Raw genomic sequence first — 15,720 nt, forward strand, 5'->3', positions numbered from 1 at the left:
CCCTGGAACCGCACTGATCCGGACGGCGAGGGGCCGACCGGTGGCCGCCCACGAACAGCAGGAGGAGTGACGGATGGACCAGCACGGTTTTCTGGCGCTTTGGTGTGGCGTGTTCGGCGCGTGGGCGCTGATCGGATTCGGGAGGTCGTTGGCCGGGGCGACCCGGGCGCAGCGGACGGTCCGGACGAAGGGACGGATCGAACGGGTGGACGTGCCCCGGCACGGAAGCTCCCCGAAGAGCGGGATAGGCGTGGTCGTCTCCTTCCGGGACCCGGCCACGGGAGAGGAGTTCACCGTCACCAACGACGGTGACCGGGGCGAGGTGATCAGTGCGGCCTGGACCGGCCGGGAGATCGCGGTCCACTACCCGAACGGCAAACCCCACGCCTTCCGGTTCGCCCGCAACCTCTCGGAGGGCGGGCGCGGACTGGGCCCGCCGGCCTTCGCACTGTTCCTCGTCTACGCCGGACTGGTCACCGTGGCCGCGACCGACCGGGGGTGGCCGTGGGCGCTGGTCGGCTTCTGCGGACCCCTGGCCCTCTCCGGCCTGTACCACCTGCCCGGAAACCTGCGGGACAGGAACCGCCGCATCGACGCGCTCGCCGCCATGGCCTCCGTGCCCGGGCGCGTCGTCGCCGTGCTCAAGAGCGTCTCCGCCGACGAGGACGGCCACACCTCCACCCGCCTGGTGCCGGTGGTCGCCTTCACCACCCTCGACGGCAGGGAGGTGACCGCCTACTGCGAGTCCGGGCTGCGGAATCCCGACCGCTCATGGGGCCGTGACATCACGATCCACTACGCCCCCGACGACCCGGCCGTCTTCGTCCTGGACATCGAGGCCGAACGCCGCTCCTGGTACTGGGACATCACTGCCGACGTCGTGGGTGTGCTGATCGTGGCGACGGCAGCCGTAGCCGGATTGCCCGCGCTGTGACACGGGAGCCGGTCCATCGTCTGGCCATGGATCCACTCACCTTTGACTACGAGGACCTGCATCTACGCGTCGACCGGGGGTGTTCGAACTGCTCGGCGCCCAGGGCTCGCAGCTCCGTGTGCCGCTGAGCCGGCTCGGGGCACTGGTGCTTCGGTCGGCGAGCACGGCCACCTCGGTCGGGTGGTCTGACAGGGGGCCCCGGCCCGGCCGACAGGAGCCCTAGTACAGGTGTACCGCCAGATGCCCCAGGGGCAGGCCCAGCTGCCAGGCCGGGGTCCACACCTGCGCCTCCTCCTCCGCGTCCGCCTCGGCGCCCCCGTCCGGCTCCCAGGGCGGCAGCTGCCCCACCGCCTCCGGACCTGCGGCCAGCAGCTCGGTCTCCTCCAGCCACCGCCAGGCCCCCCGGGCCAGCGCCAGATCCGCCCCGGTGCCGCCCGCCACCGGAGCGGCCAGCCGGGCGCGCACCCAGCGGCGCCACGGCGTCCCGGACGCGGTGAGCAGCCGCAGCTCGTCCACCCGCGCGGCCGGCAGCACCCCGGCCACCGCACCGTCCAGCAGGAAGATGGTCAGGGCCAGCGCGTCCCGCCCCGCCCGGAACTCCAGCGTCGCCGGCTCCATCAGGTCGCCGGTGCGCAGCAGCTCGTCGGCCAGGTACTCCGCGTACATCCAGGCCATCGGCACCGGCAGCCCGCCCGCGCCGGACCCCTCATGACGTTCCGGAGGCATCCCGTATCGCCCCATTCCCTCGGTCTCGGGACCGTACGGCCGGCAAGCCGCCCGGCCGATCGCCCACGCAGCATTGAACCGGGGGAGCGCGTCCGGTGTGGCCGGAAAGGCAGTATCCGCCGCACCGGGTACGTCACAGGCACGAGGCGCCGACGACCGTCCGCCCCTGGGAAGGGCGCCGCGTGTAGCCGGGCAGATTGCGGGAGAGCACGCGCAGCGCGTAGTGCGAACGCGACTTGACCGTGCCCGCCGGTATGCCCAGCACCTCGGCCGTCTCGCCCACGCTCAGCCCCCGGAAGTAGATCTGCACCAGCACCGACCGGTGCTCCGGGCTCAGGGCACGCACCGCCTCGCGCACATCGAGGGCCGCGACCGCGGACTCCGCCGTATCGGCCCCCGCCGGCGCGCACTCCAGCCCGGCGTCGCTCACCTCGGCCGGCCGGGCCAGCCGGGAGCGCCGGGCGTCGATCGCCAGCCGGCGCGCCACGGTGAACAGCCAGGGCCGCATGGACTCGTACGGGCCGTCGAACGCCTCCGGGTGCTGCCAGGCCCGCACCAGCGTCTCCTGGAGCAGGTCCTCGGCCCGCTGCCGGTCACCGAAGGTCAGACCGAGCAGGAAGTGGAACAGGGCGTGTCCGTGTTCACGCTGGAGCTCCGCGAGCGCCCGCTCGTCGGTCTTCGTCGTGGTCATGGTGAACGCCCTTCCCGCCAAGGTCCCGCCTCGCTGCCGACCTGGCGTATACGAGCGCATTCAGGCCACGAGGAACAGGACAAACGCCGCCCCGTGCGACGAGCGGTCGCTCAGAGCGGCGAATGGTGCGGTGAACGGTCGGGCGGCGGCCCGGGCCCGCGCTCTACGGCACGACGGTGACCGGCCAGCGGCCCGCCTTCACCAGGCGGACGGCCACCGAACCGATGAAGCGGTGCCCCGCCGACTCCGACGCGCCCACCACCACGGCGTCCGCCTTCAGTTCGTCGGCGGCGGTCACCAGACCGTTGTACGGGTCACCCCGGAATGTGTGGAACTCCCAGCGGACATCCCATATGTCCTTCATCCGGGCCGTCGACTGCCGGATCTCCTCGACCAGCCCCTCGGCCACCTCGGCGGTCGCGTCGCCGACCGGAGCCCCGAGCGCGGCGCCCGCCGCCAGCACCGGCTGGACGTACACCAGGGCCAGCATGGCCCGCTGGCGCCGTGCGAGCCCGGCCGCGTAGGCCGCCGCGCGCATGGACGACTCGGAACCGTCGAGGCCCGCGACGATCACCTTCGGCCCGTCTGTGCCACGTTCGAACTGGTGGGAGTGCTGATCTGTCACGGCAGTGAGGCTATCGGCTCGCCCCGCTGCTTCCGGCCCGGCCTCCCGGCGGCCGGGCCCCGCTCACCACGGGCGCCGGGGCCTTCCCGCCATCCGGGTGCAAAAGATCCGGTGGCCGGTGTCGCTGAGGCGGGTGACGGGGCGGGCGTGCGAGCAGTAGGGGATGAAGAGTGATCACAGGCCGCTCCTGCGGAGAACGGTCCTGCGGCTGGCCGCGGGCCTGGGCGCCGCCACCGCCGTACGGCTCGTCGCGGCGGACCCCGCCGCCTCCCCGGCCCGTCCGGCGGCTCCCGTCGCGGGTGCGGCGGGCTCCCCGGCCGCCGCCTTCCGCGGCCGGCCGCTCGCCTATAGGCTGCGGCCCATGACGGGACAGACGCCGCCCCGGTACCGCCCGGCGGCCCCGCCGGTCCGCACCCGGCCGTTCGAGCAGCTGACCGACATCGGGCACGCCATGGTGCTGTCCTTCGACGACGGGCCCGACCCGCTTTACACCCCGCAGATCCTGGACACGCTGCGCGAGCACGACGTACGGGCGATGTTCTTCCTCTGCGGGGAGATGGCGAACGACAACCGCGACCTCGTCCGCCGGATCTCGGACGAGGGGCACACCGTGGGCAACCACTCGTGGACGCACCCCCTGGTCACCAAGCTCTCCCGGGCCGGGATCACCGATGAGCTGGGGCGTACCAGCGACGTCATCGAGGAGATCACCGGCGCGGCACCGCTCTGGTACCGGGCGCCCTACGGGGCCTGGAACCGCGACTCCTTCGAGATCGGCGCCGCGCTGGGCATGGAACCGATGGCCTGGACCGTGGACACCCTGGACTGGACCGTGCCGGGCACGGACACCATCGTCCACCGGGTCAGGCAGGGGGCCGGCCCCGGGGTCGTGGTGCTCTCGCACGACGCGGGCGGCGACCGCTCGCAGAGCGTGGCGGCGCTGCGCCGCTATCTGCCGGAGCTGCTGGACGACGGATACCGGCTCACGGTGCCGCGACGACGCTGACGGGGGGCGTCAGCGGGTGTCCACCAGGCGGGCGAAGACCACGACGTTGCCGTCGTAGCCGTTGGCCTTGGTGTAACCGCCGCCGCAGGTGATGACCCGCAGCTCGGGCTGCCCGGTGTCGCCGTACACCCGGGCGCCGGGGAAGTCGTTCTTGGCGAAGACCTCGACGCCGTACACCTCGAAGACCGCCACCCGGTCGTCGCTGCGGTCGACCTCGATGCGGTCGCCCTTGGTCAGCGAACCGAGCCCGTAGAAGACGGCGGGCCCCGCCTTGTTGTCGACGTGGCCGACGATGACGGAGGTGCCGGTCTGACCGGGTGCGATGCCGTTCTGGTACCAGCCGGCCAGGTTGGGGTCCTCCGGCGGCGGGGTCTCGATCCAGCCGTCCGGGTCGAGATTCACGTCGATGACCGGTGCGTCGACCTGGATGGAGGGGATCGCCACACGGGCGACGGGCGCGAACGGGAGCGGCTTGACCGCCTGGCCGGCCGCCGGGGCGGCGGGGGCGTTGTTCCGGTGGCCCACCGAGGCGGCGGCGACCGGCTGCGGGGGGCCGGGGGAGAGGTCGGCCCCGTTGCGCATGAGCGCCAGGCCGGAGAGCATCGCCAGGGCGAGCGCCCCCCACGGCGAGTGTCGGATGCGTTCCGGTCGCCAGTTGTCCCGGCCCATGGTTCTCCCTTCGTCGCGACGAGCAGAACGCTAGGCGCGGTGCCACCGGGCGGCGATCAGAGAAGGGCGAACGGGTGGCGGCGGACCACCCGGATGCTTATCGGAGTAGCGCGCGGATAAAACTTCTGACGGCCCGTGACCTGGGCATCCGTCAGCCGGTGGGGTGCCCGCACGGCGTGTCGGATCACCGGTCCGGAGCAGCGCCGAAATGCGGGCGATCAAGGTTCTGGTGAGGGTTCGTCATGGGAGGCGTTCTCGTCGATCCATCCCGGCGCACAGAGCCCCGGGGCGCTTCCCGGTGGAGGTTGGAACGATGCGTGCTACACGCGCTCTGGTGGTCGCGGCGGCCGCCGTCGCCGCCCTCGGGGCCGGCGCCCCGATGGCCGCCGCCGGCGGAGACGTCGGGAACAACCAGAACAACAACCAGAACAACAATCAGAACAACGGCAACAACCAGAACGACTGGAACGACCCGGGCGGCTGGAACAACGGCAACAACAACGGCAACGGCAACAACAACGGGAACAACAACGGCAACGGGCGCAACAACGGCCCGAACAACGTGACCGTCGACCCCGAGCGCGTGCACCAGGGCGCCGCCATGCAGGTCAGCGCCGAGGGCTGCGGCCGGGGCGGCAGCGTCTCGTCCAACGCGTTCCGGACCACCCGGCTCTCGGCCGGCCGGGTCGGCCACGCCCGGGTCCGCATCTTCAACGACGCGACGCCCGGCACGTACAACCTGACGGTCCGGTGCGACGGCACCGACCGGACGGCGAGTCACCGCTTCACCGTGCTCGACAGCCGGGGGGCCCAGGGCGGGCTCGGCGGCTCGATGGCGGCGACCCCGGCGGAGATGGGCGTCGGCGCCGGTCTCGTCGCCTCGGCGGCCCTCGGCGGAGGCGTGTACATCATGCGCCGCCGGAGGACGGGCCATGGGGCGGCCTGACCGCCAGAACACTCCCGCCGGACCGATAACGAAGTCGCCCCGGGTCCCGTGCCAGGACCCGGGGCGGCTCTCGTTGCCCATTCCGCTTGTACCGGTCAGTGCGAGCGGCTCTCCCTGCGGCGGCGTACGAAGAACACGACACCGGCGCCGGCGGCCACGGCGAGCGCGGTGCCCGCCACGATCTCACCGGAGTTCACGCTGTCGATGCTGCCGCCCAGACCGCCCTGCACACCGGCCGGCGCGGCCGTGGCGGCCCTCGTGCTGGTCGAGCTCGTGGTGGGCGCGCCCGTGGCCGCGCTGACGGTGAGGTTCACCTTGGCCGTGGAACTGGGCGAGGTGTTGCAGATGAACGTCACCTCGTAGGCGGCGCCCGGTTTGGCGTCCCGGTCGACGGTGGCCTGGGCGCTGCCGTTCATCGGGATGGTGACGGTGTCGAACACCCCCGAGGACGCCGTGGCGGTCGTCGAGCAACCCCGGGCCGCCAGGGTGACCTTGCCCCCGGGCGCCACCACCGACGGCGTCACGGTGTATCCGTTCCCGCCCCCCGACGGACCGCCCGCGGTCGCGGCGTACGCGGTCGCGGCCGGGCCGGTCAGGGCGAGTGCGGCGGCGCCGAGCAGAGCGACGGGGGCGACACGTATTGCGCGCATGGTGAATCCTCCGGGTCCCCGAGGAGCAGCTGCGGAACGGATTTCCACAAAGCGTCAGAAATGCACCTCGAACGCCGCCCACGCTAGAAGTGGTGCATTTCGCCCGCGATCGGGGTCCGGCGAATGGGGCACCGCTGTCCCCCGGGCGGCGCATCGGTCCTCGGTCAGCCGTCCGCCGCCCCCGGGAAGAGGTCGAGGAAGGGTGCGGCGGTGGCGGAGAAGCCCCGTCCGAACGGGGAGTCGAAGTCCCAGATCAGGAAGAGGAGGAAGGCGATCAGCACACTGAAGAGCCCGGCGAGCAGGAGTTCCCGGAACGTCCGCCGGATCTGCAGGGTGAAGATCAGCCCCACGGTCACCAGGGCGCCGATGACCAGCCCGAACCACACCACCCCCGGCATGGTCGCGCCCGCGCTCTCCCCCCGTGAGCTGCGGGCGTCGTCGGCGGCGGCCACCTGGTCCACCAGGGGCTGGTACGCCTGACCCTCGTGGTCCGTCCTCGGCCGGTAGTCCGTGACGTCGGCGCGTACCTTGTCCAGCAGTTCGGTGCCGTGGTCGCTGAGCCTCCCGTGCTCGGTCATGGTCCGCCACTCGTCGTGCACCACATAGCTCACGTACGCGTCGACGTCGGCCCGGATGCGGGTGCGCACCTCCTGCGGATAGACGGCGGAGCGCGCGCTCACCTCGTGCAGGGCCTGGGCCTCCTGGCGCACGTACTCCTGCGCGGCGCTCCGGCCCTCCCAGACGCCCGCGATGGCGAGGCCCAGCACGATGGCGTAGATCACTCCGATCATCATCGTCATGTACTCGATGACGTCGGGGGTTTCGGACGGGTCGTCGTCCTCCGGGAGTCTGCGGTTGCTGAGAACGGCGATGGTCAGGACCACGGCGGTGGCCGCGACCATGGCGAGCGTGAGGACGAGCCATTCCGACATGGGCGTCTCCGGGATTCATCGGGAACGGGGGCGCAGCACCGCGACGGCGAACACCGCGGGAGCCGTGACCATCAAGGTGAGCGTGACCAGGGAGGTGTGACGCTGCGGCGTCTTCCGCACCGGCCGGCGGTAGGCGGGGAGTGCGACGTGGACGGAGGGCGAGGGCCGTACCGATGGCGAGGGGCTCGGCTCCGGCTTCGGCTCGGGCTTCGGGGCCGGCGGTGGGGGAGGGGGCGGCGGCGGGGGCGGTGGTGCCGGTTCGGGTTCGGGCGCCGGGGGCGGCGGAGGCGGCGGTGGTGGTGCCGGCTTCGGGGGCGGCGGTGGCGGAGGGGGCGGCTCCGGTTTCGGCGTGGGGGTCGGAGTGGGCTCCGGCTCCGGGCCGGCGAAGCAGCTGCCGTCGCCGCTGACCGCCACCGCCGTGCCGCCGTCCTCCTCACCGATGGAGGCGTACGCGCAACTGTCGGCGGTCGCGGGGGCGGGGGCGGTCAGCAGCCAGGTGAGCGCGAGCGCCGCGGCCAGCCGCCAGAAGAGTGATCCGTACACGACCGGGAGCATGTTCCGGGCCGTGCGGCGGCACGCCGGACCTCCTCCGGATTCCCCTGATGGAGGGGACCTGGGGTGCATGGGGTTTGGCGCCGGTGAAATGGAACAGGCGCGTGCGGAGTCCCGGTCTCCGGAAATGGCCGATTGTCGCCCCTCCCTCGGGGAATGGCGTCAAAGGCCGTGTCACCGGTTCCGCGCATTCCCGGCGTCGGGGCGGCGAGGGGAAGGCGCGCGCCGGTCCGCGGGCGCCCGGAGGCCCCTGCCCTGCCCCGAGGGCGTCCGGCCCTCGAACGCCAACGTCCAAGGCTCTCCCGGGACATGGTGTCCGGGCTTCGCCGACGCGGACTTCGCCGGCGCGCCAAAGTAGTCCGGGAGTGAACTATTTGATCCCTCTCGTTCGGCGAATGTAACGGGCAGCGACCAGTCGGTTGCACATGCCATGGGAGTGTGACCAATAACGGACGGCTAATTTCCGTTTCCGCTCGCTCTCTTGGCGGTCGATCAGTAGCCTCTGGTCCACACTGACCATGGACATGGCCGGATCGCCGTGGCGACTTGTTGGAGACATCGATGGAGCGTCCCGCCTGGGCACCGCAAGGCATTGACATTTCGGTGCCGAGCGTGTCCCGAATGTATGACTTCTATCTGGGCGGCTCGCACAATTTCGAGGTGGACCGGGAAGCGGCCCGGAAGGCCATGGAGTTCATGCCGGGACTTCCCAAGGTGATGCAGGCGAACCGGGCCTTTATGCGCCGCGCGGTGCGTTACGCGCTGAGCGAGGGGGTCGGCCAGTTCCTCGACATCGGTTCCGGGATACCCACCTTCGGCAATGTCCACGAGGTCGCCCAGGCGATCGACCCCGCCGCCAAGGTCGCCTACGTCGACCACGACCCGGTCGCCGTCGCGCACAGCCAGGCCGTCCTCGAAGGCAACGACGGTGCCACGATCGCCTCGGCCGACCTGCGCCGGCCCCAGGAGATCAGGGACAGCCCCGAGGTGAGCAAACTCCTCGACTTCGACCGCCCGGTGGCGCTGCTGCTCGTGGCCGTCCTCCACTTCATCGAGGACTCCGACGACCCGCAGGGCGCCGTCGCCGCACTCCGCGACATGCTCGCCCCCGGCAGCCTCCTGATCGTTACCCACGCCGCGTACGAGGGCATTCCGCTGAGCCGCGAGGAGGCCGGCGGCGCGGTCGGCGTGTACCGCAACATCCGCAACCCGCTCATCATGCGCACGCGCGACGAGGTCGCCCGCTTCTTCGACGGCTACGACCTGGTCGAGCCCGGCCTCGTCGCGATGCCGGAGTGGCGCCCCGAGAACGCCGCGGCCCCCGAGAACGAGGACCCATACGCCTTCTCGGGCATCGCGGGAGTGGGACGCAAGGCGTGAGCATTCCCGCCCAGTCGTCCGGTACCCCGGAGGCGGCGCCCGACGGCCCCGAGGACCGGCTCCGGAGATTCGCCACCATCTGGAGCCGGGCCATCTTCCCGTCGACGGCCACCTCCCTGACCCGGACCGAGTTCGAACAGCACCTGCTGCCGCTGGCCCGTACGCTCAGCGAGACCCTGCACGCCCGCCCGTTCGACGCGGCCGCGGCGACCGGGGTGGGCGGCGCGCTCGTCGCCGCCCACTGCACCGACCCGGACGCGCTCAGCTCCACGCTCGGCGTCGTCGACTCGTACCTGGTGCTCTACTGCGGCAGCAACGGGCCGGCGGCCCTGACCACCGAGGACAGCCGGTCCCGCTGCGCCCGCATCCAGCACGCGGTGGCCGCCGGCTTCACGCAGGCCCTGCGGGAGCGGACGCTGGCCGAGCAGGAGGCCATCGCCCGCTCGGCGCTCGCCGCCCGCTCCCACGCCGAACAGGCCCTGCACGCCACCGAGGCACGCTTCCGCGCCGTCTTCAAGGACGCGGCCATCGGCATCGGCATCGCCGACCTCGACGGCAATGTGCTGGAGGTCAACGACACCCTCACCCGGATGTTCGGCGGCCTGGAGAACCACGTCCTGAGCCACCGCGTCAACGAGTGGGTGCACCCCGAGGACTCCCCGCAGGTCTGGAAGTACTACAACGAGCTGGTACGCGGCGAACGCGAGCACTACCGGGTCGAGAAGCCGTACTACCGCAACGACGGCACCGTGCTCTGGACCAATCTGACGGTGTCGCTGCTGCGCGACGCGGAGGGGCGGCCCGAATACCAGCTGGCGCTGCTGGAGGACACCACCGAGCGCCGCCTGCTCAATCTGCGCCTCCGCTACGAGGCCACCCACGACGCGCTCACCGGCCTGCCGAACCGGACGCTCTTCTTCGAGCGCTTGGAGAAAGCGCTCTCAGCCGGGGACGGCAGCCGCTTCGGCCTCTGCTACCTGGACCTGGACGGCTTCAAGGCGATCAACGACAGCCTCGGCCACGCCGCGGGCGACCGGCTGCTCGTGGAGGTCGCGGACCGCCTCCAGAGCTGCGCGACCGCCTCCGGCGAGATGGTCGCCCGGCTCGGCGGCGACGAGTTCGTGGCGCTCACGACGAGCTTCGACAGCCCCGCCGAGGTCGACGAACTCGCCTGCCGCATCCTCGGCGTCCTCGGCACGCCCATCCGGCTCGACGGGCGCGAACTGACGGTGCGCGGCTCGATCGGCGTCGTCGAGGGCCCCGCCGGGGAGCGCAGCGCCGCCGAGGTGCTGCGCAGCGCCGACATCACCATGTACCGGGCCAAGTCCGCGGGCGGCAACCGCTTCGAGCTGGCCGACGCCGAGGCGGACGCCCGGGCCATCACCCGGCACGGTCTCACCACCGCGCTGCCGGCCGCCCTGGAACGCGGTGAGTTCTTCATCGAGTACCAGCCGCTGGTGCACCTCGACGACGGTACGGTGCACGGCGCCGAGGCCCTGGTGCGCTGGTGCCATCCGCAGCACGGGGTGCTGGGGCCCGACCGGTTCATCACGCTGGCCGAGCACACCGGGCTCATCGTGCCGCTCGGCCGCTGGGTCCTGGAGGAATCGGTCCGGCAGGCCAACTTCTGGCAGGAGCGGCACACCGACGGCGGCCCGCTGCGGATCAACGTCAACCTCTCACCGGCCCAGCTGCACCACCCGCAGCTCGTCGCGGAGACCGTCGAGGTCCTGGAGCGCTCCGGGCTCGAAGCGGGCGCGCTCTGCCTGGAGGTCACCGAGTCGGCGCTCATCGGGGCTGACGAGGACGTGCTGAAGCCGCTGCGCCAACTCGCCGAGATGGGCGTCGACATCGCACTGGACGATTTCGGCACCGGCTACTCCAACCTGGCGAACCTGCGCAGGCTGCCGGTGAGCGTGCTGAAGCTGGACCGGTCCTTCACCCAGGGGATGCAGCACCATCCGGCGGACCCGGTCGACCTGAAGATCGTGGAGGGGATCGTGTCGCTCGCCCACAGCCTCGACCTGGCGGTCACCGTGGAGGGCGTGGAGACGGGCGCCCAGGCCGAGCAGCTGCGGCAGCTGGGCTGCGACACGGCCCAGGGCTGGTACTACGCCCGCCCCGGCGCCCCGGACCGCATCCACTCGCTGCTGCTGGCCGACGCGGTGTGAGCCGGGCGGGCGCGGCGTCCCTCAGGGGCTCGCCGCGCCCGCCCGCCCCCTGGGCCTGTCTGACCCAGCAGGACCCGCTGGAGCTCGCGGGCCGCGCGCGGCGGGGCCACGTCGCTGCGGTGCGCCAGTGCGATGGTGCGGCGCAGCCCGGGCCGGGCCAGCGGGGTCGTCCGCAGGTCGGCCCCGGACCGGGCCGCGACCATGGCCGGGACGACCGCGATGCCCAGGCCCGCGCGGACGAAGCCCAGCACCGCGTCCATCTCGCCGCCCTCCACCGTGAACGACGGCTCGAAGCCCTCGGCCCGGCAGGCGGCCACCGTCAGCTCCCGCAGGTCGTAGCCGTGCCGGAACATCACCAGCGGCTCGCCCTCCAGGTCCGCGATCCGGACCCGCCCGCCCCGCCCCGGCCGGGGGCGCTGCGCCGACGAGACGACGACCAGGTCCTCCTGGAGCAGCTCGACCGTGGTCAGCGCCGGTGACGCGGCCGGCAACGGCAGCACCACCAGGGCCAGGTCGAGCGCCCCGCGCGCCAGCTCCCGTACGAGATCGTGCGAGCCGCCCTCCTCCAGCAGCAGCTGGATGCCCGGGTGCAGGTCGTGGAAGGCGCGCAGCACCTCCGGCAGCAGGCCCGTGCACACGCTGGGCGTCGCCCCCAGCCGTACCCGGCCCCGGCGCAGCTGGGCGAGCTCCTGCACCTCGTGGCGCGCCGTGTCGGCGTCGGCCAGGATGCGCCGGGCCAGCGGGAGCAGCGCCTCGCCCGCGTCCGTCAGGGTGATGTTGCCGCGCGCCCGGCTGAACAGCTCGGCGCCGAGCTCGTTCTCCAGGGCCCGGATCTGCTGGGAGAGCGAGGGCTGCGATACGTGCACCTCCTCGGCGGCGCGGGTGAAGTGCCGGGCCTCGGCGACGGCCACGAAATAGGTGAGCTGCTGGAACTGCATCACCCCACGCTACCGCGCTTCATAGGCCCCGGCTATGGAGATCAGCTGTTCCATGACTTGGACTGATCGGGCCCTCCGGCCCTAGCGTCGTGTCCATGGCATTGGCAACCCGGACGGACCGACGGCCGTCCATGACGCGCACGCTCTGGGGCTCGACCGTCGGCAAGAAGGTGATCATGGCCGTCAGCGGTCTGGTCATGCTCCTCTACCTGGTCGTCCACATGATCGGAAACCTGAAGATCTTCTTCGGGTCCGACGAGTTCAACGGCTACGCGCACTGGCTGCGGGTGGTGGGCGAGCCCTTCCTGCACCACGAGTGGGCGCTGTGGATCGTGCGCGTGGTGCTCGTCGCCGCCGTGGTGCTGCACGCGGTCTCCGCGTACCAGCTCAGCAGGCGCGACCTGCGGGCCCGGCCCAGCACGTACGTGCACAAGCGGCCGCGTGCGAGCTACGCCACCCGCACCATGCGCTACGGCGGGGTCATCCTCGGGCTGTTCATCGTCTGGCACATCCTGGACCTGACGACCGGCACCGTGCACTCCGGCGGATTCCAGTCCGGCCACCCGTACCAGAACGTCATCGACACCTTCTCCACCTGGTACGGCAACGTCGTCTACATCGTCGCGATGCTCGCCCTGGGACTCCACGTCCGGCACGGGTTCTGGAGCGCCGCGCAGACCCTCGGCGCCGGCCGCGCGAGCCGCGACCGCGCCCTGAAGACCCTCGCCGACGTCCTCGCGCTGGTGCTGACGGTGGGCTTCATCTCCGTACCCGTCGCCGTCATGACCGGAGTCGTGAGCTGACATGAACGACTACACGCACTACACGACCGGCGAACCCGTCGCCGACACCAAGGCCCCCGCCGGCCCCGTCGCGGAGCGCTGGGACACCCGACGCTTCGAGGCCAAGCTGGTCAACCCCGCCAACCGGCGCAAGCACACCGTCATCGTCGTCGGCACCGGCCTGGCCGGCGGCTCGGCCGGCGCGACCCTGGCCGAACAGGGCTACCACGTCGTCCAGTTCTGCTTCCAGGACTCGCCCCGCCGGGCCCACTCGGTCGCCGCGCAGGGCGGCATCAACGCCGCCAAGAACTACCGCAACGACGGCGACTCGGTGCACCGCCTCTTCTACGACACGGTCAAGGGCGGCGACTTCCGCGCCCGCGAGTCCAACGTGCACCGGCTCGCCCAGATCTCCGTCGAGATCATCGACCAGTGCGTCGCACAGGGCGTCCCCTTCGCCCGCGAGTACGGCGGCCTCCTCGACAACCGCTCCTTCGGCGGCGTCCAGGTCTCCCGCACGTTCTACGCCCGCGGCCAGACCGGACAGCAGCTGCTCCTCGGCGCCTACCAGGCGCTGTCCCGGCAGATCGCCGCGGGCAACGTCGAACTGCACCCCCGTACCGAGATGCTCGACCTGATCGTCGTCGGCGGCCGGGCGCGCGGCATCGTCGCCCGCGACCTCGTCACCGGGAGGATCGACACCTACTTCGCGGACGCGGTGGTCCTCGCCAGTGGCGGTTACGGGAACGTCTTCTACCTGTCGACCAACGCGATGAACTCCAACGCCACCGCCGTCTGGCGGGCCCACCGGCGCGGTGCCTACTTCGCGAACCCCTGCTTCACGCAGATCCACCCCACCTGCATCCCGCGCACCGGCGACCACCAGTCCAAGCTGACGCTGATGAGCGAGTCGCTGCGCAACGACGGCCGCATCTGGGTCCCGAAGGCCAAGGGCGACACCCGGCCCGCGAACGAGATCCCGGAGGACGAGCGCGACTACTACCTGGAGCGCCAGTACCCCTCCTTCGGCAACCTGGTGCCCCGCGACATCGCCTCGCGCGCCGCGAAGAACGTCTGCGACGAGGGCCGCGGCGTCGGACCCGGCGGCCAGGGCGTCTACCTGGACTTCGCCGAGGCCATCGGCCGGATGGGCCGGGCCGGGGTCGAGGAGAAGTACGGCAACCTCTTCGACATGTACGCCCGGATCACCGCCGAGGACCCCTACGAGACCCCGATGCGGATCTATCCGGCCGTGCACTACACGATGGGCGGGCTCTGGGTCGACTACGACCTCCAGACCACGGTCCCGGGGCTCTTCGCGATCGGCGAGGCCAACTTCTCCGACCACGGGGCCAACCGCCTCGGAGCCTCCGCGCTGATGCAGGGGCTCGCCGACGGCTACTTCGTCCTGCCGTCCACCATCAACGACTACCTCGCCCGCAACCCGCACCGCGAAGACGTCGACGCCTCGCACCCGGCCGTCGAGGAGGCCGTCGCCGAGACCGAGGACCGGCTCAACCTGCTGCTGGCCGTCGACGGCGACCGCACACCCGACTCCTTCCACCGCGAGATCGGCGAACTCATGTGGGAGTACTGCGGGATGTCCCGCAACGAGGAGGGGCTGCGCACCGCGCTCGCCCGGATACCGCTGATCCGCGAGGAGTTCTGGCGCCGCATCAAGGTGCCGGGCACCGGCGACGAGTTCAACCAGTCACTGGAGAAGGCCAATCGCATCGTGGACTACCTGGAGCTGGCGGAGCTGATGTGTCTCGACGCCCTGCACCGCGCCGAGTCCTGCGGCGGCCACTTCCGCGAGGAGTCCCAGACCCCGGACGGCGAGGCCGCCCGGCGCGACGAGGAGTTCTCCTACGGCGCCGCCTGGGAGTTCACCGACACCGGCGAGGCCCCCGTCCTGCACAAGGAAGACCTCGTCTTCGAGTACGTCCACCCCACTCAGCGGAGCTACGCATGAAGCTCACCCTGCGCGTCTGGCGCCAGAAGAACGCCGACGCCCCCGGCGCCATGTCCACGTACGAGGTGGACGGCATCTCGCAGGACATGTCGTTCCTGGAGATGCTCGACACCCTCAACGAGGAGCTGATCCTCGCCGGCGACGACCCCGTCGCCTTCGACCACGACTGCCGCGAGGGCATCTGCGGTGCGTGCAGCCTCGTCATCAACGGTGACGCGCACGGTCCCGACCGCACCACCACCTGCCAGTTGCACATGCGCGCCTTCCACGACGGCGACACCATCGACATCGAACCCTGGCGCGCCTCCGCCTTCCCGGTCGTCAAGGACCTGGTGGTGGACCGCTCCGCCTTCGACCGGATCATCCAGGCCGGCGGCTACATCTCCGCTCCCACCGGGACGGCCCCGGACGCGCATGCCACCCCGGTGCCGAAGCCGGACGCCGACTTCGCCTTCGAGCACGCCGAGTGCATCGGATGCGGTGCCTGCGTCGCGGCCTGCCCCAACGGTTCGGCGATGCTCTTCACCTCGGCGAAGGTCAACCACCTCAACGTGCTTCCGCAGGGTGCCCCCGAGCGGGAGACCCGGGTGCTCGACATGGTGGAGCAGATGGACAGCGAGGGCTTCGGCGGCTGCACGCTCACCGGCGAGTGCGCCACCGCCTGCCCCAAGGGCATCCCGCTGCCGTCGATCTCGGCCATGAACAAGGAGTGGCTGCGGGCGACCCGCAAGGCCCGCCGCTGATCC

Annotated in this window: 16 protein-coding genes; 8 read left to right on the plus strand and 8 right to left on the minus strand. The window is 71.6% G+C overall.

The features are described 5' to 3' along the window. Nucleotides 1-73 precede the first annotated feature (73 nt). Nucleotides 74-934: a DUF3592 domain-containing protein gene (locus tag ACFUJY_RS21605; RefSeq protein WP_383301973.1), complete on the plus strand. Its 861-nt coding sequence runs from the start codon at nt 74-76 to the stop codon at nt 932-934. A gap of 219 nt (nt 935-1,153) precedes the next feature. Here ACFUJY_RS21605 and ACFUJY_RS21610 read toward each other — a convergent pair whose 3' ends face one another. The 3 genes from ACFUJY_RS21610 to ACFUJY_RS21620 form a co-directional block, all read right to left on the minus strand. Continuing rightward, entirely contained in the window at nt 1,154-1,660 is a 507-nt protein-coding gene (locus tag ACFUJY_RS21610) for a hypothetical protein (RefSeq protein WP_383301975.1), read from the minus strand. 133 nt (nt 1,661-1,793) lie between these two features. Further along, on the minus strand, nt 1,794-2,351 hold the full coding sequence (locus tag ACFUJY_RS21615; RefSeq protein ID WP_383301978.1) for a sigma-70 family RNA polymerase sigma factor: 558 nt from the start codon (nt 2,349-2,351) through the stop codon (nt 1,794-1,796). A 163-nt stretch (nt 2,352-2,514) separates the two neighbouring features. Next, on the minus strand, nt 2,515-2,976 hold the full coding sequence (locus ACFUJY_RS21620; RefSeq protein ID WP_026171102.1) for a universal stress protein: 462 nt from the start codon (nt 2,974-2,976) through the stop codon (nt 2,515-2,517). Between the two features lie 163 nt (nt 2,977-3,139). Between ACFUJY_RS21620 and ACFUJY_RS21625 the strand changes: the two genes are divergently transcribed. Continuing rightward, a complete protein-coding gene (locus tag ACFUJY_RS21625) occupies nt 3,140-3,982 on the plus strand; it encodes a polysaccharide deacetylase family protein (RefSeq protein WP_383301980.1) in 843 nt (280 codons plus the stop codon). A 9-nt stretch (nt 3,983-3,991) separates the two neighbouring features. Here ACFUJY_RS21625 and ACFUJY_RS21630 read toward each other — a convergent pair whose 3' ends face one another. Beyond that, complete coding sequence (locus ACFUJY_RS21630; protein ID WP_383301983.1) at nt 3,992-4,651, minus strand: class F sortase; 660 nt, start codon at nt 4,649-4,651, stop codon at nt 3,992-3,994. A 313-nt stretch (nt 4,652-4,964) separates the two neighbouring features. Here ACFUJY_RS21630 and ACFUJY_RS21635 point away from each other — a divergent pair, with 313 nt between their 5' ends. After that, nucleotides 4,965-5,597, plus strand: a complete 633-nt coding sequence (locus ACFUJY_RS21635) for a hypothetical protein (protein ID WP_383301985.1) — start codon at nt 4,965-4,967, stop codon at nt 5,595-5,597. A 95-nt stretch (nt 5,598-5,692) separates the two neighbouring features. Here ACFUJY_RS21635 and ACFUJY_RS21640 read toward each other — a convergent pair whose 3' ends face one another. The 3 genes from ACFUJY_RS21640 to ACFUJY_RS21650 form a co-directional block, all read right to left on the minus strand. After that, nucleotides 5,693-6,247 (minus strand): hypothetical protein, encoded by a 555-nt coding sequence (locus ACFUJY_RS21640; RefSeq protein ID WP_383301986.1) that lies wholly within the window; start codon nt 6,245-6,247, stop codon nt 5,693-5,695. 164 nt (nt 6,248-6,411) lie between these two features. Further along, nucleotides 6,412-7,179 (minus strand): hypothetical protein, encoded by a 768-nt coding sequence (locus ACFUJY_RS21645; RefSeq protein ID WP_383301989.1) that lies wholly within the window; start codon nt 7,177-7,179, stop codon nt 6,412-6,414. A gap of 15 nt (nt 7,180-7,194) precedes the next feature. Continuing rightward, nucleotides 7,195-7,722: a hypothetical protein gene (locus ACFUJY_RS21650; RefSeq protein ID WP_383301991.1), complete on the minus strand. Its 528-nt coding sequence runs from the start codon at nt 7,720-7,722 to the stop codon at nt 7,195-7,197. Nucleotides 7,723-8,292: 570 nt separating this feature from the next. Between ACFUJY_RS21650 and ACFUJY_RS21655 the strand changes: the two genes are divergently transcribed. After that, nucleotides 8,293-9,111, plus strand: coding sequence for an SAM-dependent methyltransferase (locus ACFUJY_RS21655; protein WP_383301993.1), 819 nt, complete (start codon nt 8,293-8,295; stop codon nt 9,109-9,111). Beyond that, nucleotides 9,108-11,282 (plus strand): putative bifunctional diguanylate cyclase/phosphodiesterase, encoded by a 2,175-nt coding sequence (locus ACFUJY_RS21660; RefSeq protein WP_383301996.1) that lies wholly within the window; start codon nt 9,108-9,110, stop codon nt 11,280-11,282. The genes ACFUJY_RS21655 and ACFUJY_RS21660 overlap by 4 nt, the downstream gene beginning before the upstream one ends. On the opposite strand, the gene ACFUJY_RS21665 is transcribed toward ACFUJY_RS21660, so the two are convergent. After that, on the minus strand, nt 11,222-12,220 hold the full coding sequence (locus ACFUJY_RS21665) for a LysR family transcriptional regulator (RefSeq protein ID WP_383301999.1): 999 nt from the start codon (nt 12,218-12,220) through the stop codon (nt 11,222-11,224). The genes ACFUJY_RS21660 and ACFUJY_RS21665 overlap by 61 nt on opposite strands. Nucleotides 12,221-12,315: 95 nt before the next feature. Between ACFUJY_RS21665 and ACFUJY_RS21670 the strand changes: the two genes are divergently transcribed. The 3 genes from ACFUJY_RS21670 to ACFUJY_RS21680 are packed head-to-tail and all read left to right on the plus strand — an operon-like array spanning nt 12,316 to nt 15,717. After that, nucleotides 12,316-13,023 (plus strand): succinate dehydrogenase, encoded by a 708-nt coding sequence (locus tag ACFUJY_RS21670; protein WP_383302002.1) that lies wholly within the window; start codon nt 12,316-12,318, stop codon nt 13,021-13,023. A gap of 1 nt (nt 13,024) precedes the next feature. Then, nucleotides 13,025-14,974: a fumarate reductase/succinate dehydrogenase flavoprotein subunit gene (locus ACFUJY_RS21675; RefSeq protein WP_383302004.1), complete on the plus strand. Its 1,950-nt coding sequence runs from the start codon at nt 13,025-13,027 to the stop codon at nt 14,972-14,974. Further along, entirely contained in the window at nt 14,971-15,717 is a 747-nt protein-coding gene (locus tag ACFUJY_RS21680; RefSeq protein ID WP_383302006.1) for a succinate dehydrogenase/fumarate reductase iron-sulfur subunit, read from the plus strand. Before ACFUJY_RS21675 ends, ACFUJY_RS21680 begins: the two co-directional genes overlap by 4 nt. Nucleotides 15,718-15,720: the final 3 nt, after the last annotated feature.

This window comes from Streptomyces sp. NPDC057249 (assembly GCF_042669245.1).
Taxonomy (GTDB): Bacteria; Actinomycetota; Actinomycetes; order Streptomycetales; family Streptomycetaceae; genus Streptomyces.